The sequence below is a fragment of the Pseudomonas sp. NFACC13-1 genome (assembly GCF_900104425.1).
In the GTDB taxonomy this organism is placed as follows: domain Bacteria; phylum Pseudomonadota; class Gammaproteobacteria; order Pseudomonadales; family Pseudomonadaceae; genus Aquipseudomonas; species Aquipseudomonas fluorescens_AA.
On the sequence record NZ_FMXV01000003.1, the window covers coordinates 179,573 to 206,385 of the forward strand.

13 protein-coding genes are annotated in these 26,813 nt (G+C 64.3%); 7 read left to right on the top strand and 6 right to left on the bottom strand.

Annotated elements, in window-relative coordinates:
* Positions 1-126 precede the first annotated feature (126 nt).
* On the bottom strand, positions 127-13,113 hold the full coding sequence (locus BLQ55_RS05525; RefSeq protein ID WP_092252833.1) for a non-ribosomal peptide synthetase: 12,987 nt from the start codon (positions 13,111-13,113) through the stop codon (positions 127-129).
* A 281-nt stretch (positions 13,114-13,394) separates the two neighbouring features.
* On the opposite strand from BLQ55_RS05525, the gene BLQ55_RS05530 reads away from it, so the two are divergent.
* The gene (locus BLQ55_RS05530) at positions 13,395-13,943 is read left to right on the top strand and encodes an RNA polymerase factor sigma-70 (RefSeq protein ID WP_024619408.1); all 549 of its coding nucleotides are present in this window, start codon (positions 13,395-13,397) and stop codon (positions 13,941-13,943) included.
* A 109-nt stretch (positions 13,944-14,052) separates the two neighbouring features.
* Here BLQ55_RS05530 and BLQ55_RS05535 read toward each other — a convergent pair whose 3' ends face one another.
* The 3 genes from BLQ55_RS05535 to BLQ55_RS05545 form a co-directional block, all read right to left on the bottom strand.
* On the bottom strand, positions 14,053-15,066 hold the full coding sequence (locus BLQ55_RS05535; RefSeq protein ID WP_092252835.1) for a GNAT family N-acetyltransferase: 1,014 nt from the start codon (positions 15,064-15,066) through the stop codon (positions 14,053-14,055).
* Positions 15,067-15,136: 70 nt separating this feature from the next.
* Positions 15,137-15,913, bottom strand: coding sequence for a substrate-binding periplasmic protein (locus BLQ55_RS05540; RefSeq protein ID WP_170847548.1), 777 nt, complete (start codon positions 15,911-15,913; stop codon positions 15,137-15,139).
* A gap of 115 nt (positions 15,914-16,028) precedes the next feature.
* A complete protein-coding gene (locus BLQ55_RS05545; protein ID WP_092252837.1) occupies positions 16,029-16,655 on the bottom strand; it encodes a TetR/AcrR family transcriptional regulator in 627 nt (208 codons plus the stop codon).
* A gap of 180 nt (positions 16,656-16,835) precedes the next feature.
* On the opposite strand from BLQ55_RS05545, the gene BLQ55_RS05550 reads away from it, so the two are divergent.
* From BLQ55_RS05550 to BLQ55_RS05575, 6 genes are all read left to right on the top strand, one after another.
* Positions 16,836-18,650: an acyclic terpene utilization AtuA family protein gene (locus tag BLQ55_RS05550; protein WP_092252839.1), complete on the top strand. Its 1,815-nt coding sequence runs from the start codon at positions 16,836-16,838 to the stop codon at positions 18,648-18,650.
* A 191-nt stretch (positions 18,651-18,841) separates the two neighbouring features.
* Positions 18,842-20,458 (top strand): geranyl-CoA carboxylase subunit beta, encoded by a 1,617-nt coding sequence (gene atuC / locus BLQ55_RS05555; RefSeq protein ID WP_092252841.1) that lies wholly within the window; start codon positions 18,842-18,844, stop codon positions 20,456-20,458.
* 33 nt (positions 20,459-20,491) lie between these two features.
* Positions 20,492-21,649 carry a citronellyl-CoA dehydrogenase gene (gene atuD / locus BLQ55_RS05560; RefSeq protein ID WP_092252843.1) on the top strand — a complete coding sequence of 386 codons (1,158 nt, stop codon included), beginning with the start codon at positions 20,492-20,494 and terminating at the stop codon, positions 21,647-21,649.
* Positions 21,650-21,774: 125 nt separating this feature from the next.
* A complete protein-coding gene (locus tag BLQ55_RS05565; protein WP_092252845.1) occupies positions 21,775-23,745 on the top strand; it encodes an acetyl/propionyl/methylcrotonyl-CoA carboxylase subunit alpha in 1,971 nt (656 codons plus the stop codon).
* Between the two features lie 62 nt (positions 23,746-23,807).
* Positions 23,808-24,350, top strand: a complete 543-nt coding sequence (locus BLQ55_RS05570) for a 3'-5' exonuclease (protein ID WP_092252847.1) — start codon at positions 23,808-23,810, stop codon at positions 24,348-24,350.
* A 91-nt stretch (positions 24,351-24,441) separates the two neighbouring features.
* Entirely contained in the window at positions 24,442-24,726 is a 285-nt protein-coding gene (locus BLQ55_RS05575; protein ID WP_003183665.1) for a pyrimidine/purine nucleoside phosphorylase, read from the top strand.
* Positions 24,727-24,804: 78 nt separating this feature from the next.
* On the opposite strand, the gene BLQ55_RS05580 is transcribed toward BLQ55_RS05575, so the two are convergent.
* Both BLQ55_RS05580 and BLQ55_RS05585 read right to left on the bottom strand, forming a co-directional pair.
* Positions 24,805-25,614 carry an MOSC domain-containing protein gene (locus BLQ55_RS05580; protein ID WP_092197578.1) on the bottom strand — a complete coding sequence of 270 codons (810 nt, stop codon included), beginning with the start codon at positions 25,612-25,614 and terminating at the stop codon, positions 24,805-24,807.
* A 71-nt stretch (positions 25,615-25,685) separates the two neighbouring features.
* The gene (locus BLQ55_RS05585) at positions 25,686-26,609 is read right to left on the bottom strand and encodes a chemotaxis protein CheV (RefSeq protein WP_053120553.1); all 924 of its coding nucleotides are present in this window, start codon (positions 26,607-26,609) and stop codon (positions 25,686-25,688) included.
* Positions 26,610-26,813 lie beyond the last annotated feature (204 nt).

The window sequence follows — 26,813 nt, forward strand, 5'->3', positions numbered from 1 at the left end:
TGGGCTTTGCTGTGTCAGGACTGACGCCATCGCGAGCAAGCTCGCTCCCACATGGGATTTGCGTCGTTCACAAAATCCTGTGGGAGCGAGCTTGCTCGCGAAGAGGTCTTCATAGACGCCGCAAAACTACAACCCTTCCAACTCCGCCATCAAATCATTCAACCGATCCACCTTCTCCTCAGTGATTTCGCTGGCCGCCAGCCCCTCGATGTAATCGGCCAGTTCCAGCACCGTGCTGCACTCGAACATTGCCCGCAGCGGCACGTTGCGTTGCAGGGCCTTTTGCACCCGTGAGGCGATTTGCGTCGCCAGCAAGGAATGACCGCCCAGTTCGAAGAAGTTGTCCCGTACCCCCACCCGCTCGACTTTCAGCACCTGGGCCCAGATGTCTGCCAGGGTCTGCTCCAGTTCATTGCCGGGTGCCTGATAGTCCTGGCTTTGCAACTGGCCGATCTCCAGGGCCGGCAAGGCCTTGCGGTCGAGCTTGCCATTGGCGTTGAGGGGCAGGCGATCGAGCCACAGCCAGTGCAGCGGCACCATGTATTCCGGCAGTTCGGCCCGCAGGCGCTGCTTGATGCGCTCCAGGCGTTCGGCGGGTTTGAGTGCCGAGTCGGAGGCCACGAGGTAGCCCACCAGATGCTTGCCATTGGCGCCCTCCTGCACGCCCACCGCCCCATCGCGCACTTCCGGCTGTTCATGCAAGCGCGCTTCGATTTCCCCCAGCTCGATGCGGTAGCCGCGAATCTTCACCTGATGGTCGATGCGCCCGACGTACTCCAACACCCCGTCGCTGCGCCGCCGCGCCAGGTCGCCGGTGCGGTACAGCCGCTCTCCCGGTGCCCCGAACGGGTTGGGCACAAAGACCGGGGCGGTGCGCAACGGATCGCTGACATAACCGCGCCCGACCCCGGTGCCCGCCACGCACAGCTCACCCACCGCCCCCAGCGGCACCAGGTCCAGCGCGCCGTCGAGCAGGTACAAACGGTTGTTGTCGGTGGGCGTACCAATCGGCAGGTAAGTGCCACGGGTCGACGCCTGGTCGACGCGGAAGAACGCCACGTCATCGGAGCATTCCGCCGGCCCGTAGGCATTCACCAGACCAATGTCCGGATAGCGCAGCAACCATTGATGGGCCAGCTCCGGCGGCATCGCCTCGCCGGTGGGCAGCATCCAGCGCAGGCCGTCCAGACCGATGCGCTCCTGGGCGAGCATGCCCTGGATCAGCGACGGCACGCTTTCCAGCACGGTGATGCCCTGTTGCTGCACATGCTCCAGCAACCCTTGCGGGTCGTGGGCGATGGCGTTGGGCACGATGTCGACCCGGGCGCCGAACAACGGCGCGGCCAGGAACTGCCAGACCGAAATATCGAAGCTTTGGGACGCCGTCTGGGCGATGACATCCGCCTCGCTCAGCGCCAGGTACGGCACTTTGCTCAGCTGGTTGTTGAGCATGCCCCGCTGTTCCACCATCACGCCTTTGGGCAGGCCGGTGGAGCCGGAGGTGTAGATCACGTAGGCGAGATTGTCCGGCCCGCTGTAGACGCCCGGGTTTTGCGGCGAAAAGTCGCCGGCCTGGACGGTTTCCCACACCAGCAGCTTCGGCCGTCCGGAACAGGCGAACTCGTCCAGCAACGCCTGGGCCTGGGCCTGGCAGGCCTGGGTGCAGACCAGCAAAGGCGTGCGGCTCAATTCGATGATGCGGCTCAGGCGCTGGCTCGGCAGGCCGGGATCCAGCGGCAAGTAGCCGGCACCAGCCTTGAAGCTGCCGATGATCATGCCCAGCAGTTGCGCATCCCGTTCAGCCAGCAACGCCACCGGCTGATCCAGACCGACCCCGGCCGCGATCAGCGCGTGGCCGAGGCGGTTGCTGCGCGCATTCAACTCGGCGTAGCTGTAGGTCGTGTCCAGGCAACTGACCGCAAGACGTTGCGGATGGACCGCGACCCGCGCCTCGAACAGCTCGACGTAGCTCTGCTCCAGCGGATAGGCATGCTCGCTCTGGTTGCAGCCTTCGATCAGGAAGTCCTGCTCTTGGGCACCGATCAGCGGCAACTCGCTCATGTCACCGTGCAAGCCTTCCATCAGCGCCAGCAGCAGCCGCTTGAACTCACTCAGCAAACCCTGGACGGTGGCTTCATCGAAGTAGCGCTGGTCGTAGGAAAGGTGCAGCCCCAGGTCATCCCCCGGGTAGCAGACCGCCGTCAACGGGAAATTGGTGTGGGTACGGCCCGAGTCGGAGGTGGCATTGAGGCTTTGGGCACGGTCCAGCACCGAGACTTCCACCGGCGCGTTCTCGAACACGAACAGGCTGTCGAACAGCGGTTGGCCCTTGGGCAGTTCGCTGACGTCCTGGATGCTCACCAGCGGCAGGTATTCGTACTCGCGCAGTTGCATGTTGCTGTCCAGCAAATCGCTGAGCCACTGGCGCACGCTGCAGCGCTGATGGTCCTCGGGCATCTGCACGCGCAAAGCGATACTGTTGATGAACAGCCCGACGGTGCGTTGCATCTGCGGCAGTTCCACCGGGCGCCCGGCCACGGTGACGCCGAACAGCACGTCGCGGTCGCCGCTGACCCGGCGCAGGACCAGGGCCCACGCCGCCTGGGCGAAGGTGTTGACCGTCAGTTGATGGGCCTGGGCCAGTTCCCGCAGCCGTGCGCCGTCCCGGGCATCGAGACGGGTGTAGCAGTCGCCGACGATCATGCCGCCGCTGTCACCGGCGTGCTCGCGCAGGAACGGCCGGTCGCCAGGGATCGGCGTGGTCCGCTCGAAGCCTTGCAGATTGCGCTTCCACCACTGCCGGGCTTCATCCAGGCTCTGGTGTTGCAGCCAGCCGATGTAGTCGCGATAGCGCGGCGGCACGGCCAACTGCGGCTCGCGCTGCTCGCCCAGGGCGGTGTAGATCTCGAAGAAGTCGTCCATCAGCAGCGAACGGCACCAGGCATCGATGAGGATGTGGTGGTTACTCATCATGAACCAGTAGCGCGCCGCGCCGACCCGAATCAGCCGCAGGTGGAATGGCGCCTGGTTCAACAGATCGAAACCGGCCTCACGCTCATCCTTGAGCAGGGCCTGGAGCTTGGCTTCCTGGGCGTCTTCAGGCACCTCGCACCAGTCGAGGTAATCCACCGGCGTGCGGCCTGGCTTGTGGATGATTTGCAGCATGTCTTCGCCGACGTTCCAGCAGAACGACGCGCGCAAGGCTTCGTGACGGGCGATGACCGCCTGCCAGGCCTGGGCAAAACGCTGCGGGTCCAGTGCGCTGTCGATGCGGTAGCGATCCTGCATGTAGTACAGGCCGGTGCCCGGCTCCAGCAGGGTATGCAACAGCATGCCTTCCTGCATGGGCGTCAACGGGTAGACGTCTTCGATCTGCGCGGCCGGCACGGGCAGGCTGTCGAGCTGGCCCTGGGTCAGCTTCGCCAGGGGGAAGTCCGATGGCGTCAGCCCGCCCGCCTCGTCCGTCAGGCAGTGTTCGATGAGGCGTTGCAACTCATCGAGGTAAGCCTCGGCCAGGGCGGCGATGGCCTGGTGCTCATGGCGCTGGGCACTGAAAGTCCAGCGCAGCACCAGCTCGCCACCGCTGACCTGGCTGTCGACGCTCAGCACGTTGGGGAGCGGCGCATCGGGATCGTGGATGGCCCCCAACGGCGCATCCAGCGGCTGGAACAGCGCCTCCTGGCCCAGGGTCTGGTCGAGCTGCCCCAGGTAGTTGAAGGTGATCGCCGCCTGCGGCAGACCGGCCATCGCCTCGCGTGTCGGCGCGTCCGCCAGGTAACGCAGCACACCATAACCGAGGCCCTTGTGGGGCACCGCGCGCAGTTGCTCCTTGATGGCCTTGATCGAGACGCTGAAATCTTCAACCGCCGGACTCAGGCGCACAGGATAGACGCTGGTGAACCAGCCGACGGTGCGGGTCAGGTCGAGGTCGTCGAACAGCGCTTCGCGGCCGTGGCCTTCGAGCTGGACCAAGGCCGAATCATGGCCGCTCCAACGGCACAGCACCCGGGCCAACGCCGTGAGCAGCAGGTCATTGACCTGGGTGCGGTAAGCGCTTGGCGCCTGTTGCAGCAGTTGCCGGGTACGCTCGGCGTCCAGGCGCACGCTGACGGTTTGCCCGTGGCGCTCCTGCAACCCGCCGTCAGGATTCGCGCACGGCAGTTGCACTTGTGCGCCACTCAACTGCGCTTGCCACCAACCCAGCTCCTCGCGCAGGGACTCGCTGCCGGCGTAGGCCCGCAAACGCGCGGCCCAGTCGCGCAACGGGCTGGTCTTGGCCGGCAGTTGCGCCGCCTGCCCGGCGACGAGCTGGCGGTAGACGGTTTGCAGATCGTCCATCAGCACCCGCCACGACACACCGTCCACCACCAGGTGATGAATGACGATCAACAACCGTTGCCGGCCATCCGGCAACTGCGCCAGCACGGCACGCAGCAACGGCCCGGAGGCTAGATTGAAACGGCTCTGCGTCTCGGCAAACAACGCTTCGCACGCCTGGGCAGTGTCCACGCAGACCTGCTGCAGCAGCACAGCGTCAGCCAGCGACTGGTGCTCGGCGCGCCAACGTCCGGCGCTTTCGTCGAAACCCAGGCGCAAGGCATCGTGGTGCTGGAAGACGCTACGCAGCGCCTGTTCCAGCCGTTGCGGGTCCAGGGCCGTGGTCGGCTCCAGCAGCAACGCCTGGTTCCAGTGATGGCGGTTGGGGATCGGGCGGTCGAAAAACCAGTGCTGGATCGGCGTCAACCCGGACTCGCCCTGCAACAGGCCCTGCTCGGCATGCACGTGCTGGCTGCGCGTGGCGACGGCGGCCAGGGTCTGTACGGTCTGGTGCTGGAACAAGTCCCGGGGCGTGAAATGAATGCCCTGTTGCCGGGCACGGCTGACCACCTGGATGGACAGGATCGAATCACCGCCCAATTCGAAGAAATTATCGTTGAGGCCCACCTGCGCCACGTTCAGCACGTCGCACCAGATCGCCGCCAAGGTCTGTTCCAGGGCATTGCTCGGCGCCACGTAGTGTTGGCGATTGAGCTCAGGATCGGGCAACGGCAAGGCGCGGCGGTCGAGCTTGCCGTTGGCGGTCAGCGGCATGCTCGCCAGCAGGATCAGGTGCGTGGGCACCATGTAGTCCGGCAACTGGGCCTTGAGGTGGTTTTTCAAGGCGTCGCGCAGGGCCGCTTGTCGCTCGTCGTCCTGGCTGGCGATGTCGCTCACCAGGTAGCCGGCCAGCTGCTTGCCGCCAGGCGTGTCGAGGGCCAGGACCACGGCCTCGCGCACCGCCTCATGTTCCAGCAGGCGGGTTTCGATTTCCCCCAGTTCGATGCGGAAACCACGGATCTTCACCTGATGGTCGATCCGTCCCAGGTACTCCACCAGCCCGTCGGGGCGCTGGCGCACCAGGTCGCCGGTGCGATAGAGGCGTCCTCCGTCGGTGGCGAACGGGTCGGCGACGAAACGCTCGGCGGTCATCCCCGGACGCTGGTGATACCCCTGGGCCAGACCGGCGCCGCCTACATACAACTCGCCCATGGCGCCTGGCGGTACCAACGCCAGGTCGGCGTCGAGGATGTAGGCCACCCGGGCACCGATCACGCTGCCAATCGGCACACTGGCCGCGCCCTCCTCCAATTGCTCGGGGGCCAGGCTCGCCAGGGGCATGACCACGGTTTCGGTCGGGCCATAGGCATTGAAAAACAGGCTCGGGCTGAACGCCGCGCGAATGCGCTGCAAATGCTCTCCCGTCAGGGCTTCGCCGCCGGTGATGCACATGCGCACCGGCAAGGTCTGGCCCTGGGTCGCCAACCACTGCGCCAACTGGCTGCCGTAGCTGGGGGTGAACCCCAGGATGTTGATGCGATGCTGGCGAATCAGCCCGCAGATTTCCTCGGCGTCCCACTGGCCCTGGGCCCGCAACACCACGTGGGCACCACTGAGCAGCGGCACCAAGAGGCGTTCGGTGGCCGCATCGAAGTTGATGGAATAGAAATGCAGCTCGCAGTCGTCCGGGCGCATGCCAAAGCGCTGGATCACCGCTTGGCAATGCATGGCGATTTCACCGTGGGACACCACCACGCCCTTGGGCTTGCCGGTGGAGCCGGAGGTGTAGATCAGGTAGGCCTGGTGTTGCGGCAGGTTGATCAACGGCAGCGGGTGATCCGGGTACTGCGCCAAGGCCGGCGAATCGTCTTCCAGGCACCAGCGGCCCACGCCGTCGGGCAATGCACCGAGAGCCCGGAGCATCGCCCGGTCGCTGAGCAGCAGGCTGATGCCACTGTCTTCGATCATGTAGTGCAGGCGATCCAGCGGGTATTCCGGATCCAGCGGCACGTAGGCACCGCCGGCCTTGAGAATCGCCAGCAGGCCAACGACCATTTCCAGCGAACGCTCCAGGGCCAGGCCCACCCGCACCTGCGGCCCGACGCCTGCCTCGCGCAGGCGCCAGGCCAGGCGATTGGCGCGACTGTCCAGTTGCGCATACGTCAGGGTCTGCCCGGCGAACGTCAGGGCCGGCGCGTCGGGACGCGCCCGGGCCTGTTCGGCGAACAGTGGGTGGATGCATTGGTCCAGGCGATGCTCACCGGGCTCGACGCCCAGGCTGTCGAGCAGGTGTTGCTGCTCACCCGCATCGAGCAACGGCAACTCGCTCAGCCGTCGGCCCGGATCGTCCAGCAGCGCTTGCAGGAGGTTGCGCCAGTGCCCGGCCATACGCGCGATGCGCGGTTCGTCGAACAGGTCGGTGCTGTAGGTCAGGCAGCAACCCAGGCGCTGATCCAGGTCGGTGACCTCCAGGTTCAGGTCGAACTTGGTGGCCCGGGCGTCGTTGACCAGGTATTCGACGGTCATGCCGGCCAGTGTGCGGCTCTGCTGGAACTCCCAGCGCTGCACGTTGCACATCACCTGGAACAACGGATTGTAGGCCGCACTGCGCGGCGGTTGCAGGGCTTCCACCAGATGATCGAACGGCAGGTCCTGATGGGACTGGCCTTCGATCACGGTGTGGCGCACCTGTTCGAACAGTTCGCCCACCGACATTTGCCCGTCGAGCTGGCAACGCAGCACTTGGGTGTTGAGGAACGCACCGATCAACCCTTCGCTTTCCGGGCGGATGCGGTTGGCCACCGGCGCGCCGATGCGCAGGTCGGTCTGGCCGCTGTAGCGGTAGAGCAACACGGCCAGGGCGGCGGTCATGGTCATGAACAGGGTCAGGCCCTGTTGCGCATTGAAGGCGCGCACCCGCGCGGCCAGCTCATCACCGAGATCGAAACGGAACAGTTCACCGCGATGGCTTTGCACCGAAGGACGCGGGCGGTCGCCGGGCAGTTCCAGCAGCGGATGCTCGCGGCCCAGTTGCGCGGTCCAGTAGTCCAGCTGCCGTTGACGCTCGCCGGATTCCAGCCACTGGCGCTGCCAGACGCTGTAGTCCAGGTACTGCACCGGCAACGGCTCCAGCGGAGATTCACGGTCATCGACAAAGGCTTCGTACAGCGCGCTCAGTTCACGGGCGAAAATGTCCATCGCCCAGCCTTCGGTGACGATGTGGTGCAGCGTCAGCACAAAGTAATGCTCATGCTCGGCGGTCTTGACCAGGCAGGCCCGCAGCAACGGCCCGGTTTCCAGGTCGAAGGGCTGGTGGGCCTCGCTGTCGGCCAGTTGCTGCACCCGCTGCCGACGAATGTCAGCGGCCAGCCTCGAGAAGTCCTTCCAGTCCATGCGCAGGCCCGTCTCGCCGTGCACCTGTTGGCAGGCCACGCCGTCGACGCTCGGGAACGTGGTGCGCAGGGTTTCGTGGCGCAGGATCAACGCCTGCAAGGCCGCCTCGAAGCGCCCGACATCCAGCACCCCGCGCAACCGCGCCATGCCGCCGACGTTGTAGGCCGGGCTGTCCGGCTCCATCTGCCAGAGGAACCACATGCGCTGCTGGGAATACGACAGCGGCACCGGTTGGCTGCGGTCGACCTTCTCGATGGGCGGCTGGCGATTGGTCTGGCCGCTGGCCTGGATCAAGCGCACTTGTTCGGCGAAAGCGCCCAGCTCGCTCGCCTCGAACAGCGCCCGTAATGGCAGTTCCACGTCACAGGCCTGGCGAGTGCGGGAAATGATCTGGGTCGCCAGCAGCGAATGACCGCCGAGGGCAAAAAAATCGTCCCGCAAGCCGATGCGCGCCAGTCCCAGCACGTCGCGCCAGATGCCGGCGATTTGCTGTTGGAGGGCACTGACCGGCTCGACATGCTCGCGCACCTGCCATTGCGGTTCAGGCAAGGCGCGGCGATCGAGCTTGCCGCTCGGGCTCAAGGGCATGGCGTCCAGGCGCAGCAGTTGGGCGGGCACCATGTAGTCCGGCAGTTCGGCGGCCAGGGAGGCCTTGAGCCGGGTGTTCAATTCGTCCTGGCCGTGGGCGAGCTCCGGCGCGGTGTAATAACCGATCAACTGCGGGCCGGCCGAGGTGTCACGCACCAGCACCGCCACTTGGGCGACGCCGTCCTGGGCCAGCAGGCGCGCTTCGATTTCCTGCGGCTCGACCCGGAAGCCGCGCAGCTTGACCTGCTGGTCGAGGCGGCCGAGGTATTCGATCACGCCGTCAGCGCCCCAACGCGCCCGGTCGCCGGTGCGGTACAACCGCGCACCGGCCGGCCCCATCGGGTCGGCGACGAAACGCTCGGCGCTCAGGCCCGGACGCCCGAGGTAACCCCGGGCCAGGCCCAGGCCGCCAATGCACAGCTCGCCCGGCACACCGGCCGGCACGGGATTGAGGTCGCTGTCGAGCACCCGGCACAGCACGTTGCCCAGGGGACGGCCGATGGGCGAGCGCTCGCCATCAGCTTCGGTGCAATGCCAATGGGTGACGTTGATCGCGGTTTCGGTCGGGCCGTAGCGGTTGTGCAATTGCGCCGACGGCAGTTGCGCCAACACCCGGTTGCGCAATTCCGCCGGCAAGGCTTCGCCACCGCAGAACAGCCGGCGCAGGCTGATGCAGCGGGCGCTCAGCGGCTCTTCGACAAACAGGCTGAGCAGCGGCGGCACGAAGTGCAGCGTGGTGACGCCAAACTGCTGCACCAACTGGGCGATGCGGTGCGGGTCACGGTGCTCGCCGGGCCCGGCCAGGACCAGTTGACTGCCGGTGATCAGGGGCCAGAAGCATTCCCAGACCGACACGTCGAAGCTGATGGGGGCCTTTTGCATCAGCACATCGGTGGCATCCAGCCCATAGGTCGCTTGCATCCATTGCAGGCGCTCGGCCAAAGCCGCGTGGGTGTTGCCGACGCCTTTGGGCTGTCCGGTGGAGCCGGAGGTGTAGATCACGTAGGCCAGGTGATCGCCGTGCAGGTGCAGGCCCGGCGGGTTGCTCGGCCATTGTTCCAGGTGCAGGGCGTCCATGGCGATGACACTGACGCCGTCGCAGGCTGGCAAGCGCTCCAGCAACGCGGTCTGGGTCAGCAGCAGGTCGACGCCGCTGTCGTCGAGCATGTAGGCCAGGCGTTCGGCCGGGTAGTCCGCATCCAGCGGCACATAGGCACCGCCGGCCTTGATGATGGCCAACACGCCGATAAGCAACTGTGGCGAACGCTCGGCGGCAATCGCCACGCACACGTCCGGGCCAACACCCTTGTCCCGCAGGTAATGGGCCAGGCGGTTGGCCTGGGCGTGCAGCTCGGCATAATCGAGTTGACCACCGTCCCAGCGCAGGGCGATCCGTTGCGGCGTGCCGCGGGCCTGCTCGTTCAACAGCTCCGGCAGCCATTGGCTGGCCGGCGCGCACGGAGCCGCGCTCCACTGCTGCTGTTGGCTGTGTTCATCGGCGGTCAATAACGCTACGTCGCCGATGGCTTGCTGCGGATCGGCACAGACCGCCCGCAACAGATTGCAGTAATGGGCTGCCATCCGCTCGATGGTCGCCGCCTCGAACAGTTCATCGGCGTAGTCGAACGACAGGGTCAACCGACCGTTGCGATCTTCTTCGCTGTGCAATTGCAGATCGAACTTGGCTTCGCGGCTGTGCCACGGCAACTCCTCGGCCAGCAGCCCCGGCAGACGGCGCAAGGCACTCAGGTCACGCTGCTGGTGGTTGAACATCACCTGGAACAGGCCTTGCTCGCGCGCCTCGGGAAACGCTTCGAGCAGTTGCTCGAATGGCAAGTCCTGGTGAGCCTGGGCCCCCAGCGTGGCTTCCCGGGCCTGGGCCAGCAGCGCGGCGAACGGTTGACGGGAATCGACCTGCCCGCGCAGCACCTGGGTGTTGATGAAGAAGCCGATCAACCCCTGGGTGTCCAGGCGCGGACGATTGGCGTTGGGCACACCGACGCGGATGTCGGATTGCCCGGTGTAACGCTGCAACAGCGCCTGGAAGGCTGCCAGCAACAGCATGAACGGCGTCGCGTCATGGGCCTGGGCCACGTGGCGCAGGGCCTCGCCGAGGTCCTTGTCCAGGCGCAGGCTGTGCCGCGCGGCGCTACGCTGGCGTTGAGCGCTGCGTGGATGATCCGTGCCCAGCACCAGGGCCGATTGTTCAGCGCCCAGTTGTTGCTTCCAGTAGCTCAGTTGGCGCTCGGCCTCGCCCTGGGCGAGCCACTGGCGTTGCCAACTGCCGTAGTCGGCGTATTGCAAAGGCAATGGCGCCAGTTCAGCAACCTGGCCTTGGGACGCGGCGGCGTACATGCGGGAGAATTCTTCGATCAATACATTCATCGACCAGCCGTCGGCGATGATGTGGTGCAGCGTCACCAGCAGTTGATGGTCGTCCTCGTCGAGGCGCAACAGGGTGACCCGCAGCAGCGGCCCCTTCTCCAGATCGAACAGCGTGGCCGCTTCGTCTTCTCGAAGCTGCCGCGCCCGGGCTTCGCGCCGGTTGGCAGGTTCGTCACTGAGATCGATCACCTGCAGCTTGAATTCGCCGGCCGGATCGACCTGTTGCAAGGCCACCCCATCCCGCTCCAGGAACCGCGTGCGCAAGGACTCGTGACGCTCGATCAGTTGCTGGAAACTGGCCCGCAGCGCGTCTTCGTCCAGCTCGCCGCGCAGGTGCAAGGCGCCGGGAATGTTGTAGGCACGGCTCGCCGGGTCGAGCTGCCAGGTGATCCACAAACGGTTCTGCGCCAGGGATTGCGGCAGTGGCGCATGGCGCGACAATGGGCTGATCGCGCCCTGGGCCTGGCCGCCATCCTGCTGCTGGTTCGCCACCGCCGCCGCGAACGCAGCCAGGGTCGGCGCTTCGAACAGCAGGCGCAGGTTGAGCGCCAGCCCGAGGGTTTCGCTCAGGCGTGCGATCACCTGAGTGGCGGCGATGGAGTTGCCGCCCAGCAGGAAGAAATGATCGTCGGCCCGGACTTGCTCGACCTGCAACTGCTCCCGCCAGACCTGACCGATGAGGGCTTGCAACCCGGAGGCCGGCGCGGGTTCGTCAACCACATCTGCTGTGGCTGACGGGAACTGTGCGTAACTGTCCAAACTGCCGTCGGCCAACCGGATGCGGCAGGCCGAGCGCTGCAACTTGCCGCTGGAGGTCTTGGGCAGCGCGCCGGGATTGAGCAGCACCACCACGCTCGGGGCTTGCTGGCAGGCCTCGGCCACGGCCTGGCGAATGGCGTTGATCAAGGCTTCGGGCGGCAGGATTTTCTGCACGCTGCGGCTGATTTCCGCAGCGATGCCGATGCCCTCCTCGCCGTTGTCGTTGACCGCGAACGCCGCCACCCGGCCCTTGCGCACCACCTCCACTTCGCGCTCGATGGTTTGCTCGATGTCCTGGGGATAGAGATTGTGCCCGCGCACGATCAGCAGGTCTTTCAGGCGACCGGTGATGAACAGTTCGCCGCCGCGCCGGAAACCCAGGTCGCCAGTGCGCAGCCAGGTCCGGCCGTCGTGCTGGACAAAGGTTTTGGCGCTGGCTTCAGGGTTGCGCCAGTAACCCAGGGCGATGCTCGGCCCGGCGGCCCAGACTTCACCGACCTGATTGTCGGCCAACGGCTGCAACGTGGCGGGCTCGACGATCAGCACCGCGTGCCCGGGCTGGCTGACACCGCAACTCATCACCGCGCTGCCCTGCCCCGGCTCGGCCCGGTTCTGCGCCAACGCCGCGTCATCCACTTGCAACGAAGGAATGCCGTGGCGGCGCGGCGTGCCGGCGACGAACAAGGTCGCTTCGGCCAGGCCATAGGAGGCCATGAAATTGTCCGGCGTGAAACCGCTCGGAGCGAATTTCCCGGCAAAACGCTCCAGGGTATCGAGGCGGATCGGCTCGGAGCCGGAATAGGCCACGCGCCAGCCGCTCAGGTCGAGACGTTCCAGGGCCGAATCACTGACCCGTTCGCTGCACAACCGATAGGCGAAATCCGGGCCGCCGCTGATGGTGCCGCCGTACTCGCTGATCGCTTCGAGCCAACGCAGGGGTCGGGCCAGGAAGTAAGCCGGGGACATCAATACGCAGGGGACGCCGCTGAACACCGGCTGCAACAGACCGCCGATCAGGCCCATGTCGTGGTACAGCGGCAGCCAGCTGACGATGACGTCGTCGGGGTTCAGGTCGATGCCGAAGCCATGGCGAATCAGCAGTTCGTTGGCCACCAGGTTGCCGTGGCTGACCTGCACCCCCTTGGGCAGCGCGGTGGAGCCGGAGGTGTATTGCAGGAAGGCAATGTCATCGTCCTGCAGCGTCGGCATCCGCCATTGCCCGGCGTGGGCCGGGTCGAGGGTATCGACGCACAACACCGGCGGCGCCGACTCGATGGCTTGCAACGGCTCGCGCAGATCGCTGCTGGTGAGCAGTAGGCGCGGTTCGGCGTCGGCGATGATCGACAGCAGGCGCTCCTGATGGTGCCGACGGGCGGATTCCGGCGGATAGGCCGGCACCGCGATCACCCCGGCGTAGAGGCAGCCAAAGAACGCCGCGACGTAATCCGGGCCACTGGGAAACAACAGCACGGCGCGATCGCCCTGCGCCGCTTCGGCCTGCAAGGCGCCGGCGATGGTCCGGGCGCGCAGGTCCAGGTCGCGATAACTCAACACCACACTCTGCCCAGGGGTGTCGGCAAGGAAGCGCAGGGCCACCCGGTCCGGCGTCAACGCGGCGCGGCGCTGGAGGGCATGAGCCAGGGTGCTGGGGAGTTCGAACGCGTCGGTCATGGGGGTTTCCTGCCTGAATTCGGCTTGCAAGTTGTCCCCCATGGAACGGATAGCCGCGGCAAATAATTAGTCGGGCAGCCGACCCACCGAGGCATGCAGCCAAGCAGCCAGCGGCCAGGCACCGCGGCAATGGGTCGCCGCGCCGAGGCTGGACTTTCTCACATCAATAATTCTTCTTCTCAATTGACAATCATTATCATTAAGCCTAATTTGGCGCTCGATGTGTAGGACGGGTCCGGCATCCGGACGTCCCGCTAACTTTTTGCAGCAAGGTGAATTCCATGACGGAACAAGTATCCACAAGCAGGTGCGACTCACCGTTACTCCAGGCGTTCGTCGATAACCGACTGATCCTGGTCAAGATCGCGGCGCGTATTACCGGTTGCCGGTCCCGCGCGGAAGATGTGGTGCAGGACGCTTTTTTCCGGCTGCAATCGGCCCCACAGATCACCTCCTCGTTCAAGGCGCAACTCAGTTATCTGTTCCAGATCGTGCGCAACCTGGCGATCGACCACTACCGCAAGCAGGCGCTGGAACAGAAATACTCGGGGCCGGAGGAGGAAGGGTTGAACGTGGTGATCCAGGGGGCTTCGCCAGAAACCTCCCATATCAACTTCTCCACGCTGGAGCACATCGCCGACGCGCTGACCGAACTGCCCAGCCGCACCCGCTATGCCTTCGAGATGTACCGCCTGCACGGCGTGCCACAGAAGGACATCGCCAAGGAACTGGGGGTCTCGCCGACCCTGGTGAACTTCATGATCCGCGACGCCCTGGTGCATTGCCGCAAGGTGTCGGGGGTTCGGGGGGATACTTTCGCCCGGCGGTAACTTGCGGTGGTTTTGCCGGCCTCATCGCGAGCAAGCTCGCTCCCACAGTGGATCTTCAGTGACCACAAAACTGTGGGAGCGAGCTTGCTCGCGATGAGGCCATAAGGCCTTACATCAACCCACACCGATCAAAGAACCGTTCACGCCCCAGGATCATCAGCGCCGCGCGCTTGTGGGGGAAATCGAATTCCTTTTCACAATGGAAGCACTGGTTGTGCAGGTGCCCGATCATCCGCGCATTGTCGGCCCGGGGCTCGGCGACCACGCGTTGAGTGCGCGGATCATCCAGGAACAGGTAATGCACCAGCGCCGACAACCAGCTCGCCACCTTGTGCGGCCCGCGGTGCTGTTCTTCGCCCACCAGCATGTGGATGCCGCGATCATAGTGGTCGGCCTCATAGAACGGCGCGATCCGATCCTCCTTGGCCCAATAGGCTTCGAAGTAAGCGAACGGCTGGTCATCGAAGCAACCGATCAGGGTCAAGACCCGGGGATCGGCCTGCAGCTTGCCCAGGTACTCGCGATGCTGTTCCAGGCTGCCCTCCTCCTGCCAGAAGCTCGCCACCCGCGGGCTGTTCTGCCAGCGGTTGAAACGCTCCAGGTCTTGCTCGATTTCCAGGGTACGCAAGGACACCCAGGCCCCCAGCCGCGCATCGAAACGTCGATACACCTCGCCATGCGGTTTCATGGGCCGGCGTGGATGGCGGCGGCCATCGGTGATGACCATCTGTCGCGGGTAACTGCCGCTGAACGATTCCCCCAGCCAGGGCTGTGGCAATTGCCAGAACATCGTGCGCTCGCAGCGGTATTCACCGGCACGCTCCGTGACCGTCAATAAACCGCTGAGCAAGGCTTCGCCGGGGCGCTCGTCGAGGTGCCAGGTCAGGTGCTGACACTCGGGATCCCGGGCAAACAGCCAATAGCAGGCCGCCCACAGCGCCGGCCCCACCGGGCGATCGTTGATTTCCTGCAAATGCACATGCAACTCGGGACCGCGCAAAAGGCGCAACCGGATCAGCGGCGCGCCTTCGAGCATCAGGCTCAGGTGGCGTTCGGTTTCATCGGCGCCAAGGCGACGGCCACCGGGCAAGGGCAGCGTCGTCGGGTGATTGAGGTTGGACATGGGAGCGGCTCGCGTATTTGTCGGTAGTCAACCTGTGACGTGAGCCGGGGCGGGAAATTTAGGGTCGCCTTCAACGGGAATGCATGGAGACCAGTTGGATCTGATAGGGCTGGAAAATCTTCAGCATCTGACCGTTATCCCGCAGGGTTTGCAGCAACTGTGCGAACGCTTCGCTGGAAATGGGCGCCTGTGGCCGGATCAGCGCGTAATGGTGGTAAACCTGATCGATGCGTTCAGACACCAGCAATTGCGGGCCGACTTCGGGATTGCGCAGCACGTAATCGTTGAGGTACGAACGGGTCACCAGGGCGATATCCGCCCGCCCGCGCAGCACCATCAGCAGATTGCTGTCGTGGGAATACGTCAGCGTGGCGTTGTATTGACCGGCGAGAAACTTGGGGTCGGCGTTGAATTCGGCAAAGGCGTAGTGATAACCGCTGAACAGCGCCAGGCGCTTGCCCCTCAGGTCGGCGAAATAACTCTGCTGGCGCTCCGGCTGGCGCTGGGCGACGAAGACTTCGGCATCTTCCAGGCCCATGTCCACCGACGTGTGCGGCACATCCTGCCAACCCCATTCGGGGTTCTCGAAAATCGCCATGTCGACCCGGCCCTGCTTGAAATCATTGAACCGGCGCGGGATCGACGTCGGCACCAGGACGAACTGGTAGTCGTTTTGCGACTGGTTCAAGGCCTCCACCATCTGCGGCAGCAGGCCGGTGTCGGCACCGTTCTCGGGACGAACGGTATAGGGTGGAAAATGTGCCGCGCCGATCCGTACCAGTTGCGCCGCCTCGATCGGCAACGCCAGGAAAACGGCCAGAGTGGCCAGCAGCACACGGGAGGTCATCCCCATCGGCGAAAACGTCAAGATAACCCACTCCCCAAAAGTCCCCATCACTACAATCAAGCTAGGCGGTTTCAGCCGCTTAGCCAGCCATGCGGCCATTTAAAGCGCCGTTCGATTATTGTTTTTCTTCAAGCACCAGGATCAGGGCCTGCTCGGCCAGTTCATCGAGACTCAGGCTGCCTTCGGCGCGAAACCAGGTGGTGGTCCAGGACAACGCCCCCGTGAGGAACCGCCGGGTAATGGGCACGTCCCCGCGAATATACCCGGCCTCCTTGGCCTGGCCCAGGACCTCGAGCCACAAGTCTTCATACGTATCACGCAGGGCCAGCACGTGCCGCTGTCCGTCCGGCGAGAGCGAACGCCATTCATAGACCAGCACCGCCATGGCCTCGCCAGTGCCGCCCATGATCGACTGCAATTCGCAGCGAATCAGCGCCAGCACCCGCTCGCGCACGCTGTCGGCCTCGGCCAGGGCCGCACGCATCAACGCGGTGTTGTAGCGGATGGTTTCTTCCATCACCGCCCGCAGGATGTCGTCCTTGCTCTTGAAATGGTGAAAGATGCTGCCCGACTGGATGCCCACGGCACTGGCCAGGTCGCGTACCGTGGTGCGCTCGAAGCCCTTGTTGCGAAACAGGTGGGCGGCGGTCTGGAGCAGTTTGCCGCGCGCACTGTCCGGGTCGGTCAGTTGCCCGTTGTCGACCAGCTCACGCATCACGCCCAGGGCTTTTTGCTCGTCCACCCATTCTCTCCTACAGTCGATCAACCAACGCGCCGCCACTGCACAGCAAACCATCGGTGGCGCGGGCAATTTAAGCCGAGCGAAGCAGCCAAGCAAGCGCTCGGCCAGAAGAACCGGCGGCCGTTTACAAACCAAGCGCTTGCTTGGTAGTCTCGAATCACCTTTGCCGGAGGGAACGCCATGCCCAAAACGATCCGAATCGGTTGCGCCAGCGCCTTTTGGGGCGATACCTGCACGGCGGCGGCGCAACTGGTCGAGGGCGGTGCGCTGGATTACCTGGTGTTCGACTATCTGGCCGAAGTCACGATGTCGATCATGGCCGGGGCGCGCCTGAAAGACGCTTCGAGCGGCTATGCCACGGACTTCATCGAGGTCCTCACCCCACTGCTTCAGCGTTTGCACGACGATGGGATCCGCGTCATCAGCAACGCCGGCGGGGTCAATCCCCAGGCCTGTGCAAGGGCTTTGCAAGCAGCCTGCGATCAGGCCGGCATAGCGCTGAAGATTGCCGTGCTGCTGGGTGATGACCTGCAACCGCAACACGAACGGCTCGCCGCCCAGGGCATCGGCGAGATGTTCAGCGGCGAGCCCCTGCCTCCCACGTGTGTGTCCATCAACGCCTACCTCGGCGCCCCCGGCATCGTCGAGGCGCTGCGCCTGGGCGCCGATGTGGTGATCACCGGCCGCGTGGTGGACAGTGCCGTGGTCAGCGCGGCCCTGGTGCATGAGTTCGGCTGGGCCTGGGACGATTACGACAGGTTGGCCCAGGCCGCACTCGCGGGGCATCTCATCGAGTGTGGCGCCCAGTGCACGGGCGGTAATTTTACCGACTGGCAGGCAGTGCCGGATTACGAGCACATCGGCTTTCCCGTCGTCGAAGTCAGCGCCGATGGCCAGTTCATTGTCACCAAGACCGAAGGCAGCGGCGGGCTGGTCACGCCGCTGACGGTCGGCGAGCAGTTGCTCTACGAAATCGGCGACCCGCAAGGTTACCTGCTGCCCGACGTGATCTGCGATTTCAGCCAGGTCAGATTGACCCAACAAGGCAAGCACGCCGTGCGCGTCCATGGGGCCAGGGGCCTGCCGCCCGACGACCGGTACAAGGTCTGCGCCACCTGGCTGGACGGCTGGCGCTGCACCGCCACCTGCCTGATCGCCGGCATCGATGCGGTGGCCAAGGCTGAACGGGTCAGCCAGGCGATCATCGCCAAGACTTCGCAACTGTTGCGCCAACGTGGCTGGGCGCCCTACAGCGACGTGAACGTCGAACTGCTGGGCAGCGAAGCCACCTATGGCCAGCACGGCCGGCGCCGGGACAGCCGTGAGGTGGTGATCAAGCTGGCGGTACGGCACCCGGATAAACAACCGCTGGTGCTGTTTTCCAGGGAAATCGCCCAGGCCGCCACTGGCATGGCGCCGGGACTGACCGGCCTGGTCGGTGGCCGGCCGACGGTGTCGCCGTTGATTCGCCTGTTCTCGTTCCTGATCGACAAAACCACCTGCCGGCTGGCCATCGAACTCGACGGCCAGCGCCACCCTTGCCCCCTGCCCGCTTTCGAACCGCTGCACACCACCGATCTGCCGGTCGCCCCGGTCCCGCCCAAACCCCAGGGCCGGGCCGACGCCAGCGTGCCGCTGATCAAACTGGCGGTGGCGCGCTCCGGCGACAAGGGCAACCACAGCAACATTGGCGTGATCGCCCGGGAACCCGAATACCTGCCCTGGATCGCCGAGGCGCTGACCCCGGAGGTGATGGTCGACTGGATGAACCATGTGCTCGACCCGCTGCTGGGCCGGGTCGAACGCTGGTACCTGCCGGGCACCCACAGTTTGAATTTCCTGTTGGAAAACGCCCTCGCTGGCGGCGGTGTCGCCAGCCTGCGCATCGATCCCCAGGGCAAGGCGTTCGCCCAGCAACTGCTGGAGATTCAGATCCCGGTGCCGCAACACATTGCCGATCAGGTCAATTCATCCCCACACCACCCTGACGCATGACCAACCCGTAGGAGCTGACGAGTGCAACGAGGCTGCGATCTTGTCCCAGACAGTTAGATCTCAAGCGAAAGATCAAGATCAAGATCAAGATCAAGATCAAGATCAAGATCAAAAGATCGCAGCCTTCGGCAGCTCCTACACAACCTTGCCCCAAGGTTTTTCGCCAATCCGCTCCAACACGAGGAGTCTGCATGCCGGTCATCGAATCGCACCTGGATCCCCACAGCGCTGACTTCGCACGCAACCACGCGGCGATGCTGGCCGGTGTCGAGCAACTGCGCCAACTCGAACGGGCCGTGCTGGCGAAAGCCGCCCAGGCCCAGGACAAGTTCGACCAGCGCGGCCAACTGTTGCCACGCCAGCGCCTGAACCTGCTGCTTGACCCCGGCGCACCGTTCCTCGAGCTGGCGAGCCTGGCCGGCTACAAACTCCATGACGACAAGGACGGCAGCCAGGCCGGCGGCGGCCTGATCGCCGGGATCGGCTACGTGTCCGGGGTGCGGGCGCTGGTGGTGGCCAACAACAGCGCGATCAAGGGCGGCACGATCTCCCCCAGTGGTTTGCACAAGACCCTGCGCCTGCAACAGATCGCCATGGAAAACAAACTGCCGGTCATTACCCTCGCCGAAAGTGGCGGCGCCAATCTCAATTACGCGGCGCAGATTTTCGTCGAAGGCGCGCGCTGCTTCGCCAATCAGGCACGCATGTCAGCCATGGGCCTGCCGCAGATTACCGTAGTGCATGGCTCGGCCACGGCCGGTGGCGCTTATCAGCCGGGTTTGTCGGATTACGTGGTGGTGGTGCGCGACAAGGCGCGACTGTTCCTGGCCGGGCCGCCGTTGCTCAAGGCCGCGACCGGCGAAGTGGCCAGCGAGGAGGAACTGGGCGGTGCACTGATGCACGTGCAGGTGGCCGGCACCGCCGAATACCTGGCGGAGAACGACACCGATGGCATTCGCCTGGCCCGGGAAATCCTCGCCTCGCTGCCCTGGAACGCACAATTGCCGCCCCAGCCCGAACGGACCTGGACGGAGCCGCTCTACCCCGCCGAGGAATTATTGGGACTGGTGCCCGACGACCCGAAGAAACCCTATGACGTGGTGGAAATCATCGCCCGCATCGCCGACGGCTCACATTTCCTGGCCTTCAAAAGCGAATTCGACACCCAGACGATTTGCGGCCACCTGCACATTCGCGGCCATGCCTGCGGCCTGATCGGCAACAACGGCCCCATCACGCCACAGGGTGCGGCCAAGGCCGCGCAATTCATCCAGTTGTGCGATCAGAGCCGCACGCCGCTGCTGTTCTTGCACAACACCACCGGATTCATGGTCGGCACCGAGTCGGAGCGACAAGGGGTGATCAAGCATGGCGCCAAGATGATCCAGGCCGTGGCCAATGCCCGGGTGCCCAAGCTGACCGTCGTGGTGGGCGGCTCCTATGGTGCCGGCAACTACGCCATGTGCGGCCGCGGGCTTGACCCGCGCTTCATCTTCGCCTGGCCCAACAGCCACACCGCCGTGATGGGCGGCGCCCAGGCCGGCAAGGTCCTGCGAATGGTCACCGAGGCCACGCAACTCAAGAACGGCCTGAACCCCGACCCGAATATGCTGGATCTGCTTGAGCAAACCACCGCGCAGAAACTCGACAGCCAATCCACCGCCCTCTACGGCAGCGCCAGCCTGTGGGACGACGGGCTTATCGACCCGCGTGACACCCGCACACTGCTGGGTTATCTGCTGGACATCTGTCACGAAGCCGAGCAGCGCCCCTTGCAAGCCAACAGCTTCGGCGTGGCCCGTTTCTGAGGACGCTCCACGGCTCACAGGAGAACAATAAAAATGATCTTCACCCAGGAACACGAAGCACTGCGGCGCACCGTCCGCCAGTTTGTCGACCATGACATCAATCCTTACGTCGACGAATGGGAGCGGGCCGGGCGCTTCCCCATCCACGAGATTTTCCGCAAGGCCGGCGAGCTGGGCCTGCTGGGTATTTCCAAGCCGCAGGCCTTCGGCGGCATGGGCCTGGACTACAGCTATTCGATCGTCGCGGCCGAGGAATTCGGCACGATTCATTGCGGCGGCGTGCCGATGTCCATCGGCGTGCAGACCGATATGTGCACCCCGGCCCTGGCCCGTTTCGGCTCCGATGAGTTGCGTGAAGCGTTCCTGCGCCCGGCCATTCGCGGCGAACAGGTGGGCTGCATTGGCGTCTCGGAAGTCGGTGCCGGCTCCGACGTCGCGGGCCTCAAGACCACGGCGCGCAAGGACGGCGACGACTACGTCATCAACGGCAGCAAGATGTGGATCACCAATGCGCCGAGCGCTGACTTCATCTGCCTGTTGGCGAATACCTCGGACGACAAGCCCCACGTCAACAAATCGCTGATCATGGTGCCGATGCGCAGCGCCGGCATCAGCCTCGGCCAGCCCCTGGACAAACTCGGCATGCGCAGCTCGGAAACCGCCCAGGTGTTTTTCGACGACGTGCGGGTGCCACAACGCAATCGCATCGGCCAGGAAGGCGCGGGGTTCATGATGCAGATGCTGCAATTCCAGGAAGAACGCCTGTTCGGCGCGGCCAACATGCTTAAGGGCCTGGAACATTGCATCGACAGCACCATCGAGTACTGCAAGGAGCGCAAGACCTTCGGCGCGGCCCTGATCGACAACCAAGTGATTCACTTCCGCCTGGCGGAACTGGCCAGCGAAATCGAATGCCTGCGGGCGCTGGTCTACCAGGCCACCGAACAGTACATCCACGGCCAGGATGTCACGCGACTGGCTTCGATTGCCAAGCTCAAGGCCGGACGCCTGGCCCGGGAAACCACCGACAGTTGCCTGCAATACTGGGGCGGCATGGGCTTCATGTGGGACAACCCGGTCACCCGCGCCTATCGCGACGTACGGCTGGTGTCCATCGGCGCCGGCGCGGACGAAATCATGCTGGGCATCATCTGCAAGCTCATGGGCATTTTGCCGGGGAAGAACAAATGAGCGGTTTGCCTGACAGGCCGCTATCGCGAGCAAGCTCGCTCCCACATTTTCACCGTTCACTGTGGGAGCGAGCTCGCTCGCGATGAGGCCCGAACGGACATCACAAAAAAACCAGGAATACCCCCATGCCCGCCTTCAGCAAAATCCTCATCGCCAACCGCGGCGAAATCGCCTGTCGCATCCAGCGCACCGCCCAGGCCCTGGGTTATCGCACGGTGGCGGTGTTCAGCGAGGCCGACGCCGATGCGCTGCATGTGCGCATGGCCGATGAAGCCGTACTGATCGGCCCGGCCCCGGTGCAGCAGTCCTATCTCGACCCCTTGGCCATTCTCGAGGCGGCCCGGCGCAGCGGCGCTGATGCGATCCACCCCGGCTACGGCTTCCTTTCGGAAAATGCAGGGTTCGCCCGCGCCTGCGCACAGGCCGGCCTGGTTTTCATCGGCCCCAGCCCCGAGGCCATCGAGTTGATGGGCAGCAAGCGCCGCGCAAAAATCACCATGATCCAAGCCGGTGTTCCCTGCATCTCCGGTTACCAGGGCACTGCCCAGGACGACGACACGCTGCGGCGCGAAGCCAGGCGCATCGGCTACCCGCTGATGATCAAGGCCAGCGCCGGTGGCGGCGGCCGCGGCATGCGCCTGGTCCAGCGCGCCGAGGAGCTGCTGGAGCAGTTGCGCAGCGCACGCTCGGAAGCCCTGCACGGCTTCGGCAGCGACGAGTTGATCCTCGAACAAGCCTTGATCGATCCGCGGCATGTGGAAGTGCAGATCTTCGGCGACCACCACGGCCAGTTGATCCATCTGGGCGAACGGGACTGCTCGATCCAGCGGCGCCACCAGAAAATCATCGAGGAAGCGCCCTGCCCGGTCATGACCGCCGACCTGCGCCGGGCCATGGGCGAGGCGGCACTCGAGGCGGGGCGCGCAGTGAATTACGTCGGTGCCGGGACCGTGGAATTCCTGCTCGCGACCGACGGTCGGTTTTACTTCCTGGAGATGAACACGCGCCTGCAGGTCGAACACCCGGTCACAGAGTCGATCACCGGCCTGGACCTGGTGGCCTGGCAATTGGACGTCGCCGCCGGCAGGCCGCTGCCCCTGCGCCAGGAGCAGGTGACGCTCAGCGGCCATGCCCTGCAAGTGCGGTTGTACGCCGAGGACCCAGCGGCGGATTTCCTGCCCCAGACCGGGCGCTTGATTGGCTGGGAGCCCCCTATCCGCGACGGTGTTCGAATCGACCATGGTCTGCTGCAGGGCCAGGCCATCACGCCGTTCTACGACTCGATGCTGGGCAAACTCATCGTCCACGGCGCCACCCGCGACGAAGCACGCCGCAAACTGTTGCGAGCGGTGGAGGATTGCGTACTGCTTGGGGTCCAGAGCAACCAGCGCTTGCTCGCCGGCTTGCTGGCGCATCCGCAGTTCATCGACGGCGACTTCCACACCGGCTTCATCGGCCAGCATTTCGCCAATCATGCGGCGCTTCTGCCCCTTGAGCCCTCGGCCGAACAACTGGCCATCGCCACGGCGGCGTTTTATCAGGCATCGCAGGCACGGCATGCACCCGGCCTGGGCGGATGGCGCAACAGCATCGGCACGGCGCTGCATTATCGGATCGGCGTCGGGGAGCGCGACTGGGTGCTGAGCCTTGAAACCGAAACCGACGGGACACTGCACATCCGCAGTGCCGGGCGCTTGATCGAACTGAGGCTGCTCGACATTGATGCGCAGGGCGCAACGCTGGTCATCGACGGGATTGGCCAGCGCCATGCCTGGCGCCTCGAAGGCCATGATCTCTGGCTGTCCACCCGCCCCGGCGGCCTGCACCTGCAAGATCGGACCCTGGCCCCCGTCGCCAGCAAGGCCAGTGCCAGTGCCAGTACGCTCCTGGCGCCCATGGACGGTGCCATTGTCGAGGTACTGGTCAGCGAAGGCTGCCCGGTGCGCCAAGGCCAACTGCTGATGGTGCTCGAAGCGATGAAAATGGAGCACCCACTCAAGGCAGGCGTCGACGGAGTGGTCAGGCAATTGCAGGTCACGCAGGGTGATCAGGTGAGAAAACGCCAGGTTTTGTTATGCGTTGAAACAGCCCACTAGTCGGATGCCTGGGGTTTGACTACGCTCAAACCCATCAGCACGCCGATACCGGGAACACTGCGATGCCTCACTGGCTGGTGATTGATCTGGAGGCCACTACCGATGAAGGTGGCTGGCCGGTAACCGAAATGGAAATTATCGAGATCGGCGCCACGCTGGTGAGTCGTGACGGCCGCGAAGTGGATCATTTCCAGCGCTTCGTGCGGCCCCTGAGACGACCGCTGCTCACGCCTTTCTGTCGCGAACTGACCCACATCACCCAGGCCAATATCGACGGCGCCGCGCACTTGACCGAGGTCTGGCCGGCGTTCGAGCGCTGGCTGGCGCCGTATCAGCCGAGGCTGGAAAGCTGGGTCAGTTGGGGCGATTACGACCGCAAGCAACTGCTTCAGGAATGGCAACGCCAGCAGTTGCACAGTGTCCTCGCCCAGGTGCCGCACATGAACCTCAAGCAACGCTTCGCCAAGGCCCGCCGGCTGGAACGGCCGCTGGGGCTCAATGGCGCGTTGCAACTGGCGGGCCTGCAATTTTACGGGCAACAGCACCGCGCCCTGGAAGATGCCCGCAATACCGCGCGGTTGTTGCCCCTGGTGCTTCCGGGTTGAGCGGGCTCGCCTCCCGGCGCGGCAGATGACGAATGTTGCAGCCTTGTGCATACTGGCCGGCCTTTTTCAGCCCCTTTTTCGAGGAATCGCCATGTTTAAAGTCAACGAGTACTTCGACGGCACCGTCAAGTCGATCGCTTTTGGCACTGCCGAAGGCCCCGCGACCATCGGCGTCATGGCACCGGGCGAATATGAATTCGGCACGGCCCAGCGGGAAATCATGCACGTCGTCTCCGGTGCCCTGACCGTGAAACTGCCCGACAGCACCGATTGGGAAACCTTCGCGGCCGGCAGCCAGTTCAATGTGCCGGCCAACAGCAAGTTCCAGCTCAAAGTGGCCGTCGACACCGCTTACCTGTGTGAATACCGCGGCTGATTCTGTGGCATAGATATGCCGCTCATCTGTGGCGAGGGGATTTATCCCCTCGCCACAGATTTTTGTTCACGGTTCCTTTTATTCGAGCACTTCAACCGGCATGCCGACTTCAAGTCGACCGTTGCTGTCGTTGACCAGGTTCTGGCCGAACATCGCACCGTCCGGCGTCGAACGGTATTGCTGCAACGTGGCGAAGGGTTCGCGACCAGGATCGCGTTCGCCGGTGTGCGGATCGACCGTGGTCATGATGCAACGCGAGCAGGGCTTGACCAGCCGGAACTCCACCTCGCCGATACGAATACGCTTCCAACCGTCCTCGGCAAACGCCTCGCCGCCCTCCACCACCAGGTTGGGACGAAAGCGCAACATCTCCAGCGAGCGGCCGACCCGGCTCGACAGGTCCTGCAATGAGGCCTGGCCAATCAGCAACAGGGGGAAACCGTCGGCAAAGGCGACCTTGTCGTCATCCTTGCCATAACCGGCGGCAGTGGTACGCGCCAGTTCCACCGGCACATGCACCAGCCGCGTGGGGTTGCCGATGAATTCGCTGACCCAGGCCGCAGCCTCATCACCGGCATCCGGCACACGCAAGGTGTCACGCCAGATGATCACGCCGCGCCGTTGCTCTTGCTGGGTGGGTGGCAGCGGCACATCGATGGCGCCATGGCCCGGCGCACTGAGCGTCAGGCCACCCGCCTCGTTCCACAAGGCCGAAAGCTGGCTCATCTTCGCCACGGCGCGCTGGGTCAGGAACCGCCCCGTGCCCTCATCCACCAGCATCCAGCGCCGATCACCGTCCAGTCCCAGCTTGTCCAGGCCAATCTGCTGCAGGGGCTGGCCCTTGCCGGACTTCAACGGATACCGATACAGCGCGCTCAGCCGCAACATGGTCAACTTCCCCGGTGGCAAAAAAATGCCACCTTATACGAGCCGGCCATTGAAGCAAACCACCATCGGTTTCAGTCGAGCATCAACCGCTGGCGCACCACGTCGACCAGCTTGTCCGGCTGGAATTTGGAGAGGAAGTTGTCGCAACCGACCTTCTTGACCATCGAATCGTTGAAGCTGCCGGACAGCGAGGTGTGCAGTACGACATAGAGCCCACGCAAACGCGGGTCGTTGCGGATTTCGGTGGTCAAGCGGTAGCCGTCCATTTCCGGCATTTCCGCATCGGTGAAGATCATCAGCAATTTGTCGGTCATGACCTCGCCGGTATCGGCCCAGGCCTTGAGCATGTTCAGGGCCTTCAGGCCGTCGCTGGCGATGTGCATTTTCACACCCAGTTGGCCCAGGGTGTCGCGCAATTGCGAGAGCGCGACGTTGGAGTCGTCCACCAGCAGCACTTCGCGTCCACGGGCGCGCTCCAGCACCGGGTCTTCGAGTTTGTCCCGAGAGACCTTGGCGTTGTAAGGCACGATTTCGGCCAGGACTTTTTCCACGTCGATGATTTCCACCAACTGATCGTCCACCTTGCTGATGGCGGTCAGGTAGTGCTCACGGCCGGCGCTGGTCGGCGGTGGCAGGATGGCTTCCCAGTTCATGTTGACGATGCGGTCGACGCCGCCCACCAGGAACGCCTGAACCGAACGGTTGTACTCGGTCACGATAATGGTGCTGTTGGCGCCCGGCACCAGCGGACGCATGCCGATGGCCTGGGACAGGTCGATCACCGGCAGCGTCTGGCCTCGCAGATTGACCACGCCGCACACGAACGGGTGGCGTTGCGGCATCAGGGTCAACTTCGGCAGTTGCAGGACTTCCTGGACCTTGAACACGTTAATGGCAAACAACTGCCGACCCGCCAGGCGAAACATGAGAATTTCCAGGCGATTCTCACCCACCAGTTGGGTTCGTTGATCTACTGTGTCGAGAATGCCGGCCATCGATGACTCCTGGGCTTGTTCGGATGAATCCAATAAAACCGATATCGGCCGTATGAACCGAATCTTGACCCCGGATAAAATACACACAGGGAATTGATATCACATTAACATCATGTTTTACTGGCTTCACGATTTCATCTGGCATTTACCCCGCTGCGCGACTCCGGTTTGCGCACTAAGTTCCCCTGTCTAAGGGATTCCCCT

Bases quoted from the DNA above. Each gene is read 5' to 3' on its own strand.
- BLQ55_RS05585 (WP_053120553.1), bottom strand. From the start codon at position 26,609: ATGGCCGGCATTCTCGACACAGTAGATCAACGAACCCAACTGGTGGGT.
- BLQ55_RS05530 (WP_024619408.1), top strand. From the start codon at position 13,395: ATGACGGAACAAGTATCCACAAGCAGGTGCGACTCACCGTTACTCCAG.
- BLQ55_RS05540 (WP_170847548.1), bottom strand. From the start codon at position 15,913: ATGACCTCCCGTGTGCTGCTGGCCACTCTGGCCGTTTTCCTGGCGTTG.
- BLQ55_RS05525 (WP_092252833.1), bottom strand. From the start codon at position 13,113: ATGACCGACGCGTTCGAACTCCCCAGCACCCTGGCTCATGCCCTCCAG.
- BLQ55_RS05580 (WP_092197578.1), bottom strand. From the start codon at position 25,614: ATGTTGCGGCTGAGCGCGCTGTATCGGTATCCGTTGAAGTCCGGCAAG.
- BLQ55_RS05575 (WP_003183665.1), top strand. From the start codon at position 24,442: ATGTTTAAAGTCAACGAGTACTTCGACGGCACCGTCAAGTCGATCGCT.
- atuC (WP_092252841.1), top strand. From the start codon at position 18,842: ATGCCGGTCATCGAATCGCACCTGGATCCCCACAGCGCTGACTTCGCA.
- BLQ55_RS05570 (WP_092252847.1), top strand. From the start codon at position 23,808: ATGCCTCACTGGCTGGTGATTGATCTGGAGGCCACTACCGATGAAGGT.
- BLQ55_RS05565 (WP_092252845.1), top strand. From the start codon at position 21,775: ATGCCCGCCTTCAGCAAAATCCTCATCGCCAACCGCGGCGAAATCGCC.
- atuD (WP_092252843.1), top strand. From the start codon at position 20,492: ATGATCTTCACCCAGGAACACGAAGCACTGCGGCGCACCGTCCGCCAG.
- BLQ55_RS05535 (WP_092252835.1), bottom strand. From the start codon at position 15,066: ATGTCCAACCTCAATCACCCGACGACGCTGCCCTTGCCCGGTGGCCGT.
- BLQ55_RS05550 (WP_092252839.1), top strand. From the start codon at position 16,836: ATGCCCAAAACGATCCGAATCGGTTGCGCCAGCGCCTTTTGGGGCGAT.